The following is a 15,599-nucleotide window of genomic DNA, read 5'->3' as shown; positions in this document are numbered from 1 at the left end:
GGAAGGCAGACGACATTCCATGGAACGAACCCTCGATATACAGCCACTCCCGGCTGAAAAAATCCCCCTCTCCATCAACGGCAAGGCCGTGACTGCCGCCCCTGGCGAAACAGTTCTGAGTGTGCTCAATGCCGTGGGCGTGCGTCAGCTCGCCCTCAACGACCATGGCCAGGTCAGTGGCGCCTTCTGCGGCATGGGGGTGTGCCACTGCTGTCTGGTCGCTATCGATGGACGCCCCAAGCGGCGCGCCTGTCAGACGCTGGTGCGGGCTGGCATGCGCATCGAAACCCAGGTCAATGCGGTTGTCGGGGAGGCGCGGGCATGAGTGGGCATCCAGTGATTGTCGGAGGGGGTTCGGCGGGAATGGCTGCCGCCATCGAGCTGGCAGACGCCGGCATGCGCTGCACGCTGATCGACGAGGCATCGCGCCCCGGCGGGGTGGTCTATCGTGGCCCGCTGCGCGCAGGTGTCGACCTGGGCTACCTGGGCGCTCGCTACAGCAAGGCACTGGATAAACTGCACACCGACTTTGCCGCCCGTGCGCAGTCTATCGACCTGCGGCTCAATAGCCGTGTCGTGGGCGGTGATGAGCGTAGCCTGGTCGTGCTCGACGAGCAGGAGCAGTTGCAGCCGCTGGCCTTCGAGCAGCTGATCCTGGCAGCCGGTTGCCATGAGCGCAATGTGCCGTTTCCAGGCTGGACCCTGCCGGGCGTCATTCTGCTCGGCGGGTTGCAACTGCAGATCAAAAGTAACGTGGTCAAGCCACTGGGCACGACCCTGATCGCTGGCACAGGCCCTTTACTGCCGTTGGTTGCCTGCCAGTTGCACGCCGCCGGTGCCAAGGTGGCGGGTGTGTACGAGGCCTGTGCGTTCAACCGTATCGCGCGCCAGAGCCTGGCGCTTATGAACAAGCCCCAGCTGTTCCTCGACGGCCTGAGCATGCTGGCCTACCTGAAGTTGCACGGCATTCCCATGCACTACGGCTGGGGCGTGGTTCAGGCGCGGGGCGAAGGTGAGTTGGCCGAAGTCAGCGTGGCGCCCTACGACGATGCCTGGAAGGCGGACATGACCCACGTGCGCCGCGAGTCGGTGCAGACGCTGGCAGTAGGCTACGGCTTCATTCCGCGTACGCAGCTCAGCCAGCAATTGGGCCTTGCCCATGGCTACAGCACCGATGGCTATCTGCGCGCCGAGTGCAACGTATGGCAGCAAAGCAGCCTGGAACATATTCACCTGGCAGGCGACATGGCCGGCATCCGCGGCGGGGAGGCGGCCATGCTGACCGGGCGCATCGCGGCTGTGTCAATTCTGCAGCAGCGTGGCGTGCTGAACGCTGCGCAGGCCATTGAACGGCGCGAACGTTACCTGGGCCAGTTGGCAGGCATCAAGCGTTTCCGCTCCGGCGTTGAGCGCTATACCGCGCGGGGGCCAGCGCAGGTCGAGTTGCCACAGGCTGACACAGTGATTTGCCGCTGTGAGCAGGTGACGCGCGACGCCATCGATCTGGCATTGGAGCAGGGGGTTCAAGACATGGCCGGGCTGAAGATGCGCACGCGGGTGAGCATGGGGGATTGCCAGGGGCGCATGTGCGTGGGCTATTGCAGCGATCGACTACGCGCCGCCACTGGCCGAGATGACGTAGGTTGGTTGCGTCCTCGATTCCCAGTAGACCCGGTACCGTTTTCGGCATTCAAGCACGTGGGCACGGAGGCCTGACATGAACAAGACCTATGACATCGTGATTGCCGGTGCCGGTGTAATTGGCGCGTCCTGCGCGTACCAGCTGTCCAAGCGCGGCAACCTGCGCATCGCCCTGATCGACGACAAACGCCCCGGCAACGCCACGCGTGCCTCGGCAGGTGGGCTGTGGGCGATTGGCGAATCGGTGGGCCTGGGCTGTGGGGTGATTTTCTTTCGCATGCTGTCTTCCCAGGCCAAGCGCCAGGCCCATGGCGCGGCGGTGGCCGTGGACTCGAGCACACCGCATATCCTGCCGCAATGCTTCTTCGATCTGGCGCTTGAGTCCAACGCGCTTTACCCGCAACTGCACCAGGAGTTGATCGAGCGCCACGGGATGGACTTCAAGTTCGAGCGCACTGGGCTCAAGTACGTGATCCAGGACGATGAAGATCAGCTTTACGCCGAGCACATCGTCAAGCACATCCCCCACCTGCAGTCGCAGATCCGTTGGCTTGACCGCCAGGCACTGCGCAAGGCGGAGCCATCGATCACCGAAAGCGCGCACGGTGCGCTGGAGTTTCTCTGTGACCACCAGCTCAGCCCGTTTCGCCTTGGCGACGCGTACATGGAAGGCGCGCGGCAAAATGGCGTCGATCTGTATCTCAACACACGTGTCACCGACGTGTTGCACCAGGGCGGACGCATCAAAGGGGTTCGTACCGAACAGGCTGGTGACTTCCACTGCGACACACTGATCAATGCGGCTGGCGCCTGGGCCGCCGAATTGAGCGATTGGGCCACGGGCACCTCCATACCCGTCAAACCCGTCAAGGGGCAGATCGTATTGACCGAGCGCCTACCCAAGCTGCTTGATGGCTGCATCACCACCAGTGACTGCTACATGGCGCAGAAGGATAATGGGGAGATTCTCATCGGGAGCACCACCGAGGAGAAAGGCTTCGATGTTACCACGACCTTCCCGGAGATCAGCAGCCTGGTCCAGGGCGCCATACGCTGCGTCCCGGCACTCGAACAGGTCAACCTCAAGCGTACTTGGGCCGGCCTGCGGCCAGGCTCGCCCGATGAGCTACCCATCCTCGGGCCCGTGGATGACATGCAGGGTTACTTCAACGCCTGCGGGCATTTCCGCACCGGGGTGCTGACCTCGGCGATCACGGGGGTAATGCTGGACAAGGTGATCCACGAGGAGGCGTTGCCATTGGACATCACCCCGTTTCTGGCGGAGCGGTTCAGCAAGGTGGCGATGCCGGCATGAGAGGGCCTGGCGGGCCGTGTGAAAGCCGCTCGCCAGGCTATGCGTCAGGCAATGCATAAAATGTGGCTATTCGGCTGACCCATGGCAAAGGGTGCCGCAGGCGGTGATGCGCAAGCTATGGATTCAAGAGGTCGCCGCCAGCCACTGAAGGGTCAGCTCAGTGGCACCGGTGTGTTCATCTTCGCCACGGGCCACGATTGAAAAGCCAGAACGTTGGTAGAACGCGACCGCGCTTTCATTAGCGCTGTACACCTTCAGTTCCAGGCGTGCCGAGCGCTGCTTGGCGTAGTCGAGCAGGCGGCTACCAATGCCCATGCCTTGTGACGCAGGCGCGACGAACAGCGCAGCCACCGTTTCCCCGAGCAGGGAAATGAAGCCCTCGACGGTTGCGTGCCGCTCGAAGACGAACGTCTCTGAGGCGGGCAGGTAGACGGTCCGCATCGCTTCGAGCTGGCCCTCCCAGAAGGCGCGAGGCACGAAGTGGTGAGCTTGGACCGACGCATCGAGCCAGATCTGCAGTACCGCATCGGTATCCGGCAGTACATAGGGGCGTAGCATGTCATGACCTCCTGTTTGACGCCGCAGGACCCTAAGCGACCCTAACGTCAAACGCAAGTTGACGTGCGCCTATTACTGATCTGCACCTGACAATTCCTGCCGTACGATTGCAGCACCCGCACTCAGTGCCCGCAACTTGCCCTGGGCAACCGAGCGGGGCAGGGGCGCCATGCCGCAATTGGTGCAGGGGTAGAGCTTGTCGGCGTCAACGAATGCCAGCGCCTTGCGCAACGTATCGGCAACGGCCTCGGGTGTTTCGACAGTGTGCGTGGCCACATCGATTGCGCCGACCATGACTTTCTTGCCGCGGATCAACTCGATAAGGTCCATGGGTACGCGCGAGTTCTGGCATTCCAACGAAACGGTGTCAATGCTGGATTTCTGGAGTTTGGGAAATGCCTTTTCATACTGGCGCCACTCGTTACCCAACGTTTTTTTCCAGTCGGTGTTGGCCTTGATCCCGTAGCCGTAGCAGATATGCACGGCTGTCTCGCACTTCAGGCCTTCCAGTGCCCGCTCGAGCGTGGCAATGCCCCAGTCGTTCACTTCATCGAAGAACACGTTGAAGGCGGGCTCGTCGAACTGAATGATGTCGACACCCGCAGCTTCCAACTCTCTGGCTTCCTGATTGAGCAATACGGCAAACTCCCACGCGAGCTTCTCGCGACTCTTGTAGTGGCTGTCGTACAGCGTGTCGATCATGGTCATGGGCCCTGGGAGCGCCCACTTGATGGGCTGTCGAGTCTGCCCACGCAGGAACCTGGCATCGTCGACGAACACTGACTTGCGCCTGGCGACCGTACCCACCACTGTCGGGACGCTGGCGTCGTAGCGATCACGGATGCGTACAGTCTGCCGGTGCTCGAAGTCCACGCCGCTCAGGTGTTCGATGAAGGTGGTCACGAAATGTTGACGCGTCTGTTCGCCGTCACTGACGATGTCTATCCCAGCGCTCGACTGCTCCTGCAGCGCCAGGCACAGTGCGTCCTGCTTGCCTTCTAGCAAGGCATCGCCGTGCAGTTTCCAAGGCGACCAGAGGGTTTCGGGCTGAGCGAGCCAGGTTGGCTTGGGCAGGCTGCCAGCGGTAGAGGTGGGAAGCAATTTGTTCATGAAATTCGACCTTGTGCGAGGAGGCGATCAGTCTGCGAAGTGTGCAGACCATTGTTCGAGCAGCGTGTGGTAAGGCTTGATGAAGTGGGCTTCAGCAAACGTTCCTTGTTCAATGGCCAAACGGCTGCGCTCTTCACGGTCGTAAACAATGCGCGTCAAGGAATAGTCTTCGTGTTGTAAGCTGGGCTGGTACGTGGCGCCAGCCGTTGCATTGGCGTTATAAATCTCGGGGCGATAGATTTTCTGAAAAGTCTCCATCGTGCTCAGGCTGCTGATCAACTCCAAGGGGGTGTAGTCGTTGAGCAAGTCGCCAGAAAAGTACAAGGCCAGCGGTGCCCTGTTGCCGGCAGGCATGAAATAACGAACACGCAAGCCCATTTTCTGGAAATACGCATCGGTCAAAGAATATTCGTCTTGCCGGTATTCGTACCCTAGCACTGGGTGATAATGCCCCGTGCGCTCATAGGTTCTGCTACTTGACACGCTCAGGCAAATGACCGGCGGCTTGATGAAGTTTTGCTGGTAAACGGTCGAGCCTACAAACCCTTTGAAAAGTTTGCCGTGAAGTGCTCCAAAATCGGCAGGGGCACTGAAGTTCGGGCGATGGGCGTTATAGGCGGGCAGCACGATACTGAAATCGTAATCGCGCACGTAGGACGAAAAGTTGTTGCCGACTACGCCCGGTAAACGCTTGCCTGCCTGATGATCGATCACAGTAGTGGACAGTATTTCGATCAAGGGCAGCGGCGTATTCGTGACCCCGGCTGTGAAATGCATGTGCACCGATACGATATCCAGTTCCACGGTGTAGCGGTCACCGGCAGGGTTATCCCAGTGCGCCAGCGCGTTGAAGCGATTATTGATCATGTCCAGTGTTTGGCGAAGGTTCTGTTCGCGGCGTGAACCCCTGGCCAGGTTGGCAAAGTTTGTAGTCAGCCGCGTGTTTTGGCACGGGCAATAATGTTCGTCAAAGCGCGTGCGTTTGAGCGAGAAGGTAATGTCCTGAGGCGTCATGAGTATTGAGGTCCACTCGTCGAGTCTGTCCCTGTAAAGTTGGGACCATCTTAGAGTGAGCGCACCCGGGTCCCTACTGAATTGATTTCAGCACAGGATCAAGACTGCTCATGAAGCCAGGCGCACGTGTCAGCCTTCAGGAAGGCTGACACCACAGACAAATTCGTTCGAGCCCAGGCGATGAGCGCCATATTCCACCACATACCCCGTCCCTCGGCGCTGGGCTTCGATATAGGCCGTACGCTGATCATCGTAAACGTCGACAAAGTGCCATGGATGACGGTCTCTCAATACGCCCCACCCCAGTACCCACCCTGGATTGTAAGGATCGGCAGGCAGGTTCCTCGTAAGACTACGGATACTCATCCGAGACTCCTGTATTGAACGGTTGAATGAGTGGGCTCAACAGGTGTAGAGGATGGTGTAGGACGCATCACACTTGGGTACGATCACGACCGGTTTTTCGAACAACAGGTTGCCGTGAGTGCTTGTTGTGAAGTGCGCCTTCTCCAGACGCGCCCACAGGCCCAAATCATGTATTTCAATGCGCGTGGCAATCCGCGCTTGGTGGCTGAGTTCATGTTGGATTCGTTCTACAACATCGCGCGCTTCTTCTTCTGTCATGACAATGGCTCCTGTTGAATCAGAGACGCCCACGTTCCGTGGATTCTGGACCGGAAACGGGGATGCCTGTCTAAGTAGAGCGCAATATGTGGCCCTTGGTGACCTTCTCCGACGAACGTAACAGACCTGATAGCTGTTCAAGGCTGGCGTAGATCAGGGCTGATGTGATGTCGAGACAGATAAACACAGCAAGGACTGCTAGTCTCAAGGTACCTGTTGATCGCTTTGGCTGAACCTCGCGCGGCAGTAGGGGTCATCAAGTAAGAGACCCACGATTTATTGCGTTTTGCGTTGCCAGTTTCTGAAAGGTTGGCTCGCTATGATCAGGCTCATCAGGTGAACACCTTCCGCAAAGGAGTCAGGCAATGGACTATTCCAGCATGGTCGAATCTTTGAACAAGATGCTCGAGGCGGCGTCGCAGGAGCGCGAGCGGGTACAGGCGTGTGGCAAGGACGCATGCCAGAAACCGCAAACCGAAGCGGAGGACGCCGAGGTGATGGCGCAGTTGCCAGGATCTCAAGTCTGGGTATATGAAGGGCGCAGCCGAAAAGCGACAAGGTCGGCCTATGCGGTGCGAGGGCAGGGCCGTTGAACTCGGCGCGCATCAGCCTGAAACCGCCATTGCAGTGGCTTGCGACCCTGACGGACAGGGCCGCTGCCTACTGCGCAGAGCTTGAGTGTAAGGCCCCCTCGTTCAACTCTCGAACTGGATCACCATCCGGCCCTTGATGCGCCCATCGAGCATCTCTTCGAAGATCTGGTTGATATCCTCGATGGGACGCAGGCTGACTTTTGGCACCACCTTGCCTTCGGCAGCAAATTGAAAGGCTTCTTGCAGGTCCTGGCGCGTGCCCACCAACGAACCGATGACCTCAATGCCATCAAGTACCAAGCGTGGAATATTCAAGTTCATCGCTTCTGATGGCAGCCCCACGGCAACCAGTCGCCCACCGGCACGCAGCGCGTCAACGGCCGAATCGAAAGCGCCCTTGGCCACGGCGGTAACAACAGCGGCATGGGCGCCACCGGTCTGGGCCTGGATGACCTTGGCGGCATCCTGGCAGGAAGGGTTGATGGCAAGATCGGCACCCATTTCAGTGGCAAAGCGCAGTTGCTCTTCGTTGACATCGACCGCAATGACCTTGGCATTGAAGACATTCTTGGCATATTGCAGTGCCAGGTTGCCAAGCCCGCCAAGTCCGTAGATTGCGATCCATTGGCCGGGACGAATATTGGATGTCTTTACTGCCTTGTAAGTCGTCACGCCTGCGCAGGTAATGCTGCTGGCCGCAGCGGACCCTAGCCCCTCCGGTACCTTTACCGAGTAGTCGGCCTTGACGACGCAGGCTTCGGCCATGCCGCCGTCTACGGTGTAACCGGCGTTCTTGACGTGCCGACACAGCGTTTCATTGCCGCTGGTGCAATACTCGCAGTGGCCGCAGCCCTCATAAAACCAGGCCACGCTGGCGCGGTCGCCTGGTTTGAGGGACGTTACGCCAGGACCGACTTCCTGCACCACGCCAATGCCTTCATGGCCCAGCACAATACCCGTCTTGTCGCCGAAGTCGCCGTTCTTGACGTGCAAGTCAGTGTGGCAAACCCCGCAACACTGCATTTTCAACAGCGCCTCGCCGTATTCGAGTGGGCGAACACGTTTTTCGACCACCTCAACGCGACCGCCTGGGGCTACGACAGCAGCTTTCATACGAACCTCCGTGTCTATCCGGTTGACTTGAAGATAGCCCACGCACAATAGCGCCAGCGTGCAGGTGGAAAACTGCCGCAGGTCATGGAAAGGCAGGGGGCGTGGAGGGCGGGACTAAAAAGAAAAGCCCGCGGCAAGAATGCGGCGGGCTGCAAGAACATACGGAGCAGCTTCAGAGTGCCAAGGTGAATGTCATCATTTCGTGAAGGGAAGGTGATGGATGCGTCGTGCGCCAAGAAAATGTACGAGACGGCAGTGGCAGGCCCTGCTGACCGACCGACAAAAAAACGCCCGCCAGGAACCAGCGGGCCAAGAACATTTTGAAGGGAGAGCCGCTACATTGGACGCATGGAATTAACCTGGGATTAAGTCACTGCGGCGTTGACCTCAGAGGCAGTTGAGCCTATACAAGCGTGCTACTTGAATTGAGGCCCATATGCGCGACGACGACCTGCACGAACCTGAGCATGATCATTTGCTGGATCATGAGTTTCTTCATGACGAACAAGACGCGTTCGAGCCAGATGCTCATGGGGCGCAAGACGAAATCGAGGAGTCGTCGTTTGAGGAACTCGAAGAGGACGAGCGCAATCATCCTGCGTGGTTCGACGACTGCGATGATGAGTAATGGCAGGCCAGCAAAGGGCAGGCAGCAAAAAAGGCGCCTTGGGCGCCTTCTTCAGGATGTGGTGCGAGTGGCGGGACTCGAACCCGCAAGGCTCACGCCGACAGATTTTAAGTCATTCTGCCCCTCATTCCGCTTATGAGAGCTGTTGAGAGCTGTTGAGAGCTTACGAGAGCTGAGCTTGGCTTACTTGAGCTTAAAAGCTTTGAGAATCAAGGCTTTGAGGTGAGTATTGCACCGCTGCCTAGGGCTTGTGAGAGCTGAGCAGAGCTATTGGGAGCTGAGTTGAGCTGCCGGCGCGGCTACCAAGCCAGCTACCAAGAACTACCAAGCCTTTCGACTAGGATGCATTGATCGTTTTTTAGGCAGCCTCAAGGCATGTGAAGGCCCACATAGCTTAGGCACGAGAGACAGATCAGTGGGAATGTGGCGCTGATGGCCAGGTCTTGCGAGGGAAGGGGTGTTTCGTGGTGCCCCGAGCCGGACTCGAACCGGCACACCTTACGGCGGCGCATTTTAAGTGCGATGTGTCTACCAATTTCACCATCGGGGCGCGATGTGAAGCAGGCGATTAGACACGAAAATCATGCGGAAATCAACGGTTTAGACGCTGGGAAGGAGTGTGGGCGTGGCATTGAAGATCAATTTTACTAAGGATGCGCTTAGAGACCTGGTTTGCCCGGAGGGTAAGTCTGAGATTTATGTGTATGACACTCATACAAAAGGCCTGGCTGTACGCGTCACTAAAGCCGGTGGAAAAACCTTTTATGTCATCCGAAAGGTCAACGGCAAAGATCAGCGGCGCAAGATTGACGTCTTCGACTACAAGTCTACGAAGCTACCAGTTATCAGGGAGGTTGCCGAAAAGACCTACGCTAACCTCGATGTGATTTTGGTTGAGGAGCATAAAAAGAGCCTGAGGGAAAGCATTACTGTTAATGAAGCGTTTGAATCGATGATTGCTAATAAAACTAAACTTGCTAAAAGCACTATTGGCGATTATACGAAAACCTACGATAATTACATCAGACCTATGTATGGTGATCTAGCGTTGATCGCTGTGACGAATGACATTGTGCTTGAACTACATGCTAAAACAACTGCCCCAGTTATGAGGGCTAGTGGGAAAATGAGTCAGCCGCGCAATCGTTCGGCTAATAAGGCGGTTTCGTTATTAGGCTCAGTTTTTTCCTATGCAATCGTCTTTTATAAAGATGAATCAGGGGCGCGTATTTATACTTACAATCCAGTGGATATCATGACTGCGCTAGGCAATTGGCATGACAACAAGCGTGACAAGATTCGGGTGAATCCAAACGAGCTTGGAGCTGTTATCTCAAATGCAATCGAGATTGGTGATGCACAGCCACGGCGCGAAGTCCCAACCTCATTTAAGACTGCATCAGCAGCTGTTCTCTTTATGCTTTTTTCGGGCGTTCGTCCTGGCGAAATCGAGAAGATCAGGAAAGATTATGTTTGTCATAAAACCAGGTCGATTGTATTCCCTCCTCGCGACAAAGCTGATGAGTCTGATGCGCTAAAAAACTCCGAGGAATTCCACTTGGTACTTAATGACTCTGCGTATTGTCAACTGCTATATGCGATGAGGCAAGCCAGCGGTGATTACGTATTTGCTGGAGTCGACCAGCCCAAGATTAGTGAGTCGAATGTCAGGGACTTTTTGACTAAAGTTTCTAAAAGTCTTATCGATAGGAAGCATCTCCCACGGAAAATTCTTCGAGCGAGTTTCATTTCTATCGCTGAGCGTGCTGAGGTTGGAGCTTTTTATATCAAAGTCCTCTGCAATCATGATGGGGAGGGGCAGTCCGTGGACGTTACCGACGGCTATAAAACTGCATATCTCTCAGAGATTCGGCGAGCTGCAACTAGGGTCGAAGATGAGATTTATTCCAACGCCAAAGTTGATAAAGAATACGTTTGTCGTGGCTTTCTGCACACCTTGAGACCACTCGACACTAAAATACTTGACGCAAAGTCAGTATCGCTCTAGCACCGGTTCGCACTACATATAAGCGAAATCGCAATAGTTGCTTGCGATGTCGCAGTATTGTCTTGTGATTTCGCACTTGGCTACTGTGATTTCGCTTTGTCTTCTTGCGGTTTTGCACTCTCGCACTGCAATTTCGCATTCACATTTTGCGAAGGTTTGGTTATACATTCAATTTTCTTGAATTAATTATTGAGGCACTAAAAGCTCCAGTTGCACAATAAATCGAGAGCTTCTTTTTAGCCAGTTGTGTCTATGTCAGACAATAGGCGACTGGATACTCACATCCCTCCGGGTGTTGCGTAAAAGGCTTGATAACTAGAATAATAAAGGTGAGTCAAGATGAAGAGCATTGAGAAGCAGAGCAAAGAGACCAGAATCACATTTAGGCTTAATAAGTCTGAGCTCGAAACTCTGAATGCAAAGATGGCTGAAGCTGGCTACAAGTCTGCAAGCGCGTTTATAAGAGACTTCGTTGCCAGTGGCCAGGTTAAGCCAAAAGTCACCCAAGACGTTGTGCATATCGCCCGCGAGCTGATGAACCTTGCATCCATGATCAACGCCGACCGCCCAAGCTGCGAACTTTTAATGAAGGTGAAGTACATAGCCCAGATAAATCTTGGGGGTATGCAATGATTGGCAAGATATTTCCCAAGTCTGCTGGCTCATTTAAGGGGCGCATAAGATACATATTCGGATGCACAAAGCACGACCACGAGATCAGCGGCATCCGAACGATCAGCTTTAACACAATGAGCAAAGACCCTCTGCCAGGCGTCTTCCAAGGCAACGAGTCGGAGTTGTCAGAGATGATCAGGGAATTCGATCAGGTCGAGACCTTGAGGCGCCTCTCGATAGACTCGGGCAAGCTCATTAAACCGGTATTTCACGCGATGCTGTCTCTGCGCCCCGGTGAGTCCCTAACAACCGCTCAGTGGCGCACAGCAGTCCAGACCTACCTGTCAGATCTTGGGTTTGATGAGTGCTGTCAGTACGTCGCAGTAATGCATCAGGACAAGGATCACCAGCATGTCCACATCGTCGCCAACAGGATCAGGCTCAACGATGAGTTCTCCATGGTAAAGGACAGCAATGAGCGCTCAACGAGCCTTGACTCTGTATCTAGGATCGAAGATCGATTCAACGTGCAGATAGCGCCAAAGCCAAAGGACACATGGGGCGTATCGATTACCCATGCAGAACTGCAGGCATCAATCCGCGACGATGATCTACCGCTGAAGCACAAGATGATCGCCAAGATCGCCGGAGCAATCGAAGCAACCAACGCCCAGGACGGCGACATTTTCCACTTCGTGAGAGCCCTGAGAAAGCAAAAAGTCTACATCCACCTCACGCTCAACGATGAAGGACAGCCCAAAGGCATCTCGTTTGAATTTGATGGCAAACACATTAGTGGCAGGCAGCTCAAGCGCTCAAGACTTACATGGCACAAGCTAACGACACAGGAAGGAATACATTATGACCCAAAAACAATTCGCGAACTTCAGGTTGAAATTGCAAAAAGAGATAGAGAGAAGCAAGAAACAGCTCGATTCTACTACTACGAGTTCTCAAGTAGAGGGAGAGGTAAAAGGCTCTACATTAGATACACCGCTAAGCAGGTCGAAATCTTCAAGCTGATTGAGGATATGCTTCGGCTGCTTAATTTGTTCTTCGGTGAGGATTTTAAGGCGAGGTTGAGACAGCCTGCTAGCTATTTCGTTGAGTATTCCCCTGGGCGTGGCAAGCAATATTATGAGGGGCTAATGTCGAGTTTTTCGTCTCACTTATAAGGTCGAGCTGTATATGAAGATGAACTTAGGTTTTGATGTGGTCAGTTGCATGAAGTTGAATGTATTGCTTTGTTGTGTTGCGTCATTGCTTGCTTGTATCACGGCTGTGTCGGTAAGTATTGGGGTGTATGCGTTAGTTGAGAATGAAGGGTTTGCATTGTTGTTTGCGTTCGCTGCTGTGTTGCTTGACTTATTTAAGTGTCTTGCGTGGTCAGTTCTTCCCAGACTTCGCAGCATCTTGACGAAGGGCGGAATCGCGATCTCAGCGGTCATCTTGAGCGTGGTTAGTGGGTGGGCTACATACGACCGTCTGATGTCATCGATTCTGGATAGTCAGAGTCAGGTTAAGGCGTTGTCTATACAACGAGCCAGTTTTTTGGAGGGTAGGGTGGCAAGTGATACAGCACTTATCACTCGCTTAGACTCAGAAGCCGAAAGCGTCCGCAAGCAAGCCGCTGGACTTAGGTCTACAGGGGTTGTCTCCAAAGCGCTGTCTTATGAAGAGTCTTCCCATGCTCGAATTTCCAAGGAGCGAGATAGCGCTATTGAGAGAATGAATCAGGATTCATCAGAAATTGCGCGAATCCAATCTGTTAATGGCAAAGCATCATCTATTAGCCCTGAGTTTTCTACGTTGCTATGCTTGGGTTTCTCCCTGGCATTGGAAATTGTGCCTGCTTTGATTTTGATTTCTCTTCGTGACCTCTCGAAATCCAGAGTTTCTGACAGTTTCCCACCAGCTCAATTTATGCAAAGTTCACAGCCAGAGCAATCTCTGGAAACGCCAGCCTTTCCGCAGTCGGACGACCTTCGAGAAACGCAAAAAACTGTAGAAACTGCACCGTTGACCAATGATGATTTTTTGGTTTCTCTGCTTAAGGATTTGAGCGTAATGGAAACTGGCACGCCGGTTCCGTTGAAGGAGTTCGCAAAAAATAACAGGATCGGAAATGTTAGAGCTGGGGCTGTTTTTAAGGCCGCAGTTGCTGAGGGTAGACTGCGAAAAACAACCGTCGGTTATGTTGTATCCTGATTTTAAGTGGGCGGGCGATACTTTATGTTATCGCTCTCAATCTACAGTTTATCAAGCTGAGCGATTTATGGTTCTCCGCTACTTTTTGGGCCGGCTTCCGATGCCCGCTGTGGATCATTGGAAAAATTGCCGCCCGATACTTGGCCACCTTAATGGCCCGCCTCCGAAGCCTTCTCCCGGTCGTTTACGAAATTACCAGGTTTGTTTTGTGCGGTGCCGCTTCGCTGGCCAGCCTTGTCTTGATCGTTTGCCATGATTCCGCACCTCGTCTGTTCACACAGAGAGCCTGTGTTTTTCTTCGGATGCCGGATAAGGACGGGCGCTTTCTTAACTTCGTACTAGCCAACCAGGTGCGCGAAAGATCGTAACGCGCGACCTATCGCGTGATAAAGGTCGTGACAATCTGAATGAATATCGATGATAAAGGGATCTGCACCATTGCAAGCGGAGCGCGCCGGCCTACGGATGGGCCAGAGGCGTGAGGATGGAAGCCGGATAGGGCCGTAACCTTGCGGTTTACGACAGCCGTCCCTAGAGCATAGGTACCTGCCTTTGCCCCAAATACTATTGGCTGAAACGGCTGTTGGAATTCACCGGAGGCGATGTAGCAGGGCCGGGCAGATGCGCGCAGGTTGGAACGGTGATATGAATCGCTTTGCGGTGCCGCCAGCCATCCGCCTGATCAGTTGCAGGGATTTGAATTTCAGCCTTTTGCAGCATCTACACCCAGGCGCCGATTGCGCTGTTCTACCATCGCCGGGTCAGATTGCCCATCTGCGGTAAAGCCGATCATCAACTTCGGCAGAACTAAAGGTAGCGCTTTGTCTTGATCGGTGTGTCAGGTATGCCAGGTTTTCCCATAGGTATGCGCCAGGCGTTCCATCAGGGCATGCTCAGCAGGTGCAGGAATGCCTAGGGCGATCAACTACCCAGAGGAGACCTCATAGCCATGGCCAATGAAGCTGACAGCCCAACGAACGAGTGGGTCGAGTCTATGAGGATTGCCGGCAAAAGAAAGCCCGCTGCTAGGCGGGCGAGGTCTATCACACGTAGGGATAGCTAACGTTCCCACACCGCATGTGAAAAGGACGTGAATACGCGGCATCAGACGACAAGGACAATGACTAGCCCTGCGCGACGTTTAAGGTTAGTCGTCCAATACATGATGCCACAACCGACGCAACGTCGACTCTGGCATCCCCAGCTGCCTTGCAGCCTCAACCTGAGTGAGTCCTTTTGCTTTTAGCTTTTGGACTGCTTCCAGCTTTTCCCTTGCTCCTGAGATGTTCATGGGAGTCAGCCGTTCTGGCTCGGCAGGGACAGCGACATCAGCTAGATCCAGGCCCTCAACCTCAGCTAGCGATGCAAGAAGAATATCTCTAACCGTGCGACGGTCGTGAGAAGCAATGGTCAGGGCGACAAGGGTCACAGTCTCAATCTCGAGCCCGGCAGCGAGTTTATAGCTGGTTTCCAAGGAAACGGAACTCCTAGCCAGCTCCAACTTACTCACTGTCTGCTGATTCACATGCTTGGTCATGGCAGGCTGAGTTATCCCTTTACGCAGGCGCAACAACTGAAGCACTGCAGCGAAGGAGTACCGGAGCGACATTACGAATCCCCAAAAACCAAGAGGTATGCCCCGATTGCCCGCCGCCAAACAAACGTCTATAGTTGTTCTTTTGGCGATTCGCTGGCCAAGCTGGCAATTTATGGTTGATGAAATGCGGGGACATGCTTGATGGAAGGCCCACTCAGCCACGTGTTATTGGGGGAGGGAGGCGTTGACTTGGTCGGCTCTGACCTGACCCTTGAGGGTGTGCTTCTCGCCGCGCGGGGGCACTACAAGCGGATGCCTCTTTGCGTTGTAGAAGAATGGGTGGTCATGGATGCCATTCTCACGGAGGATGAACTGGCCAAGGTGGCGGCAGCTGGATGTCAGCCCATGTTCCTGTTTGCCCACAAGGTTGTTCACGACGAGCAGCGGCGCTTCGAGCCAGGCAATTGGGTCAGGTCAACCATTGCTCGAGCATTCAAGGATGGGTACCTCTTCGAGACAAGGAACACGGTCTACGTGTTGAAGGGCCCTGGGTACCGTAAGTCCTCAACCCTGCAAGGCATCTTCTCAATTTTCTAGGTCTCACGGCATCGCTCGTGACGACTCGACTGTTTTAG

General features: G+C 54.8%; 17 protein-coding genes, 1 tRNA gene and 2 pseudogenes. 10 read left to right on the top strand and 10 right to left on the bottom strand.

Annotated elements, in window-relative coordinates; translation table 11 throughout:
• Positions 1–19: 19 nt before the first annotated feature.
• From CWR53_RS13490 to hcnC, 3 genes are read left to right on the top strand one after another with little or no spacing between them, the layout of a single operon-like run.
• Positions 20–325, top strand: a complete 306-nt coding sequence (locus CWR53_RS13490) for a (2Fe-2S)-binding protein (RefSeq protein ID WP_100851834.1) — start codon at positions 20–22, stop codon at positions 323–325.
• Complete coding sequence (hcnB, locus tag CWR53_RS13485) at positions 322–1,716, top strand: cyanide-forming glycine dehydrogenase subunit HcnB (RefSeq protein WP_100851833.1); 1,395 nt, start codon at positions 322–324, stop codon at positions 1,714–1,716. Before CWR53_RS13490 ends, hcnB begins: the two co-directional genes overlap by 4 nt.
• A gap of 1 nt (position 1,717) precedes the next feature.
• Entirely contained in the window at positions 1,718–2,956 is a 1,239-nt protein-coding gene (gene hcnC / locus CWR53_RS13480; RefSeq protein WP_100851832.1) for a cyanide-forming glycine dehydrogenase subunit HcnC, read from the top strand.
• A gap of 123 nt (positions 2,957–3,079) precedes the next feature.
• Here hcnC and CWR53_RS13475 read toward each other — a convergent pair whose 3' ends face one another.
• The 5 genes from CWR53_RS13475 to CWR53_RS13455 all read right to left on the bottom strand — a co-directional run bounded on the left by CWR53_RS13475 (position 3,080) and on the right by CWR53_RS13455 (position 6,262).
• Positions 3,080–3,514, bottom strand: a complete 435-nt coding sequence (locus tag CWR53_RS13475; protein WP_058603385.1) for an N-acetyltransferase — start codon at positions 3,512–3,514, stop codon at positions 3,080–3,082.
• Positions 3,515–3,586: 72 nt separating this feature from the next.
• Complete coding sequence (locus tag CWR53_RS13470; RefSeq protein WP_100851831.1) at positions 3,587–4,624, bottom strand: methionine synthase; 1,038 nt, start codon at positions 4,622–4,624, stop codon at positions 3,587–3,589.
• A gap of 27 nt (positions 4,625–4,651) precedes the next feature.
• Entirely contained in the window at positions 4,652–5,638 is a 987-nt protein-coding gene (locus CWR53_RS13465) for a DUF1852 domain-containing protein (protein WP_100851830.1), read from the bottom strand.
• A gap of 129 nt (positions 5,639–5,767) precedes the next feature.
• A complete protein-coding gene (locus tag CWR53_RS13460) occupies positions 5,768–6,004 on the bottom strand; it encodes a hypothetical protein (protein WP_100851829.1) in 237 nt (78 codons plus the stop codon).
• Between the two features lie 36 nt (positions 6,005–6,040).
• Entirely contained in the window at positions 6,041–6,262 is a 222-nt protein-coding gene (locus CWR53_RS13455) for a hypothetical protein (protein WP_058603382.1), read from the bottom strand.
• A 365-nt stretch (positions 6,263–6,627) separates the two neighbouring features.
• Here CWR53_RS13455 and CWR53_RS13450 point away from each other — a divergent pair, with 365 nt between their 5' ends.
• A complete protein-coding gene (locus CWR53_RS13450) occupies positions 6,628–6,855 on the top strand; it encodes a hypothetical protein (RefSeq protein ID WP_100851828.1) in 228 nt (75 codons plus the stop codon).
• 102 nt (positions 6,856–6,957) lie between these two features.
• Here the strand turns inward: CWR53_RS13450 and adhP are convergent, their stop codons facing one another.
• Entirely contained in the window at positions 6,958–7,968 is a 1,011-nt protein-coding gene (adhP, locus tag CWR53_RS13445; RefSeq protein WP_100851827.1) for an alcohol dehydrogenase AdhP, read from the bottom strand.
• 436 nt (positions 7,969–8,404) lie between these two features.
• Between adhP and CWR53_RS13440 the strand changes: the two genes are divergently transcribed.
• Positions 8,405–8,596, top strand: a complete 192-nt coding sequence (locus tag CWR53_RS13440) for a hypothetical protein (RefSeq protein ID WP_058603379.1) — start codon at positions 8,405–8,407, stop codon at positions 8,594–8,596.
• 465 nt (positions 8,597–9,061) lie between these two features.
• Here CWR53_RS13440 and CWR53_RS13435 read toward each other — a convergent pair.
• Positions 9,062–9,146, bottom strand: a tRNA-Leu gene (locus tag CWR53_RS13435).
• Between the two features lie 75 nt (positions 9,147–9,221).
• Here CWR53_RS13435 and CWR53_RS13430 point away from each other — a divergent pair.
• From CWR53_RS13430 to CWR53_RS13415, 4 genes are all read left to right on the top strand, one after another.
• The gene (locus CWR53_RS13430; RefSeq protein ID WP_181405430.1) at positions 9,222–10,604 is read left to right on the top strand and encodes an integrase family protein; all 1,383 of its coding nucleotides are present in this window, start codon (positions 9,222–9,224) and stop codon (positions 10,602–10,604) included.
• A 339-nt stretch (positions 10,605–10,943) separates the two neighbouring features.
• Positions 10,944–11,237: a ribbon-helix-helix domain-containing protein gene (locus CWR53_RS13425; RefSeq protein WP_100851826.1), complete on the top strand. Its 294-nt coding sequence runs from the start codon at positions 10,944–10,946 to the stop codon at positions 11,235–11,237.
• Positions 11,234–12,394 carry a relaxase/mobilization nuclease domain-containing protein gene (locus tag CWR53_RS13420; RefSeq protein ID WP_100851825.1) on the top strand — a complete coding sequence of 387 codons (1,161 nt, stop codon included), beginning with the start codon at positions 11,234–11,236 and terminating at the stop codon, positions 12,392–12,394. The genes CWR53_RS13425 and CWR53_RS13420 overlap by 4 nt, the downstream gene beginning before the upstream one ends.
• 13 nt (positions 12,395–12,407) lie before the next feature.
• On the top strand, positions 12,408–13,427 hold the full coding sequence (locus CWR53_RS13415; RefSeq protein WP_138031824.1) for a hypothetical protein: 1,020 nt from the start codon (positions 12,408–12,410) through the stop codon (positions 13,425–13,427).
• A 65-nt stretch (positions 13,428–13,492) separates the two neighbouring features.
• Here the strand turns inward: CWR53_RS13415 and CWR53_RS13410 are convergent.
• From CWR53_RS13410 to CWR53_RS13400, 3 genes and pseudogenes are all read right to left on the bottom strand, one after another.
• Positions 13,493–13,681, bottom strand: a pseudogene (locus CWR53_RS13410) (general stress protein).
• A gap of 310 nt (positions 13,682–13,991) precedes the next feature.
• A pseudogene (locus CWR53_RS23235) lies at positions 13,992–14,379 on the bottom strand (DUF1264 domain-containing protein); the annotation flags it as partial.
• 195 nt (positions 14,380–14,574) lie between these two features.
• Complete coding sequence (locus CWR53_RS13400) at positions 14,575–14,901, bottom strand: helix-turn-helix domain-containing protein (RefSeq protein ID WP_256596040.1); 327 nt, start codon at positions 14,899–14,901, stop codon at positions 14,575–14,577.
• A 264-nt stretch (positions 14,902–15,165) separates the two neighbouring features.
• Here CWR53_RS13400 and CWR53_RS13395 point away from each other — a divergent pair, with 264 nt between their 5' ends.
• Complete coding sequence (locus CWR53_RS13395; protein WP_088512412.1) at positions 15,166–15,561, top strand: DUF6957 family protein; 396 nt, start codon at positions 15,166–15,168, stop codon at positions 15,559–15,561.
• The last annotated feature ends 38 nt before the right edge of the window (positions 15,562–15,599 follow it).

This window comes from Pseudomonas sp. SGAir0191 (assembly GCF_002812565.2).
Taxonomy (GTDB): Bacteria; Pseudomonadota; Gammaproteobacteria; order Pseudomonadales; family Pseudomonadaceae; genus Aquipseudomonas; species Aquipseudomonas parafulva_B.
Note: the sequence above shows the minus strand (reverse complement) of the source record. Positions and strands in the feature narration are given on the sequence as shown.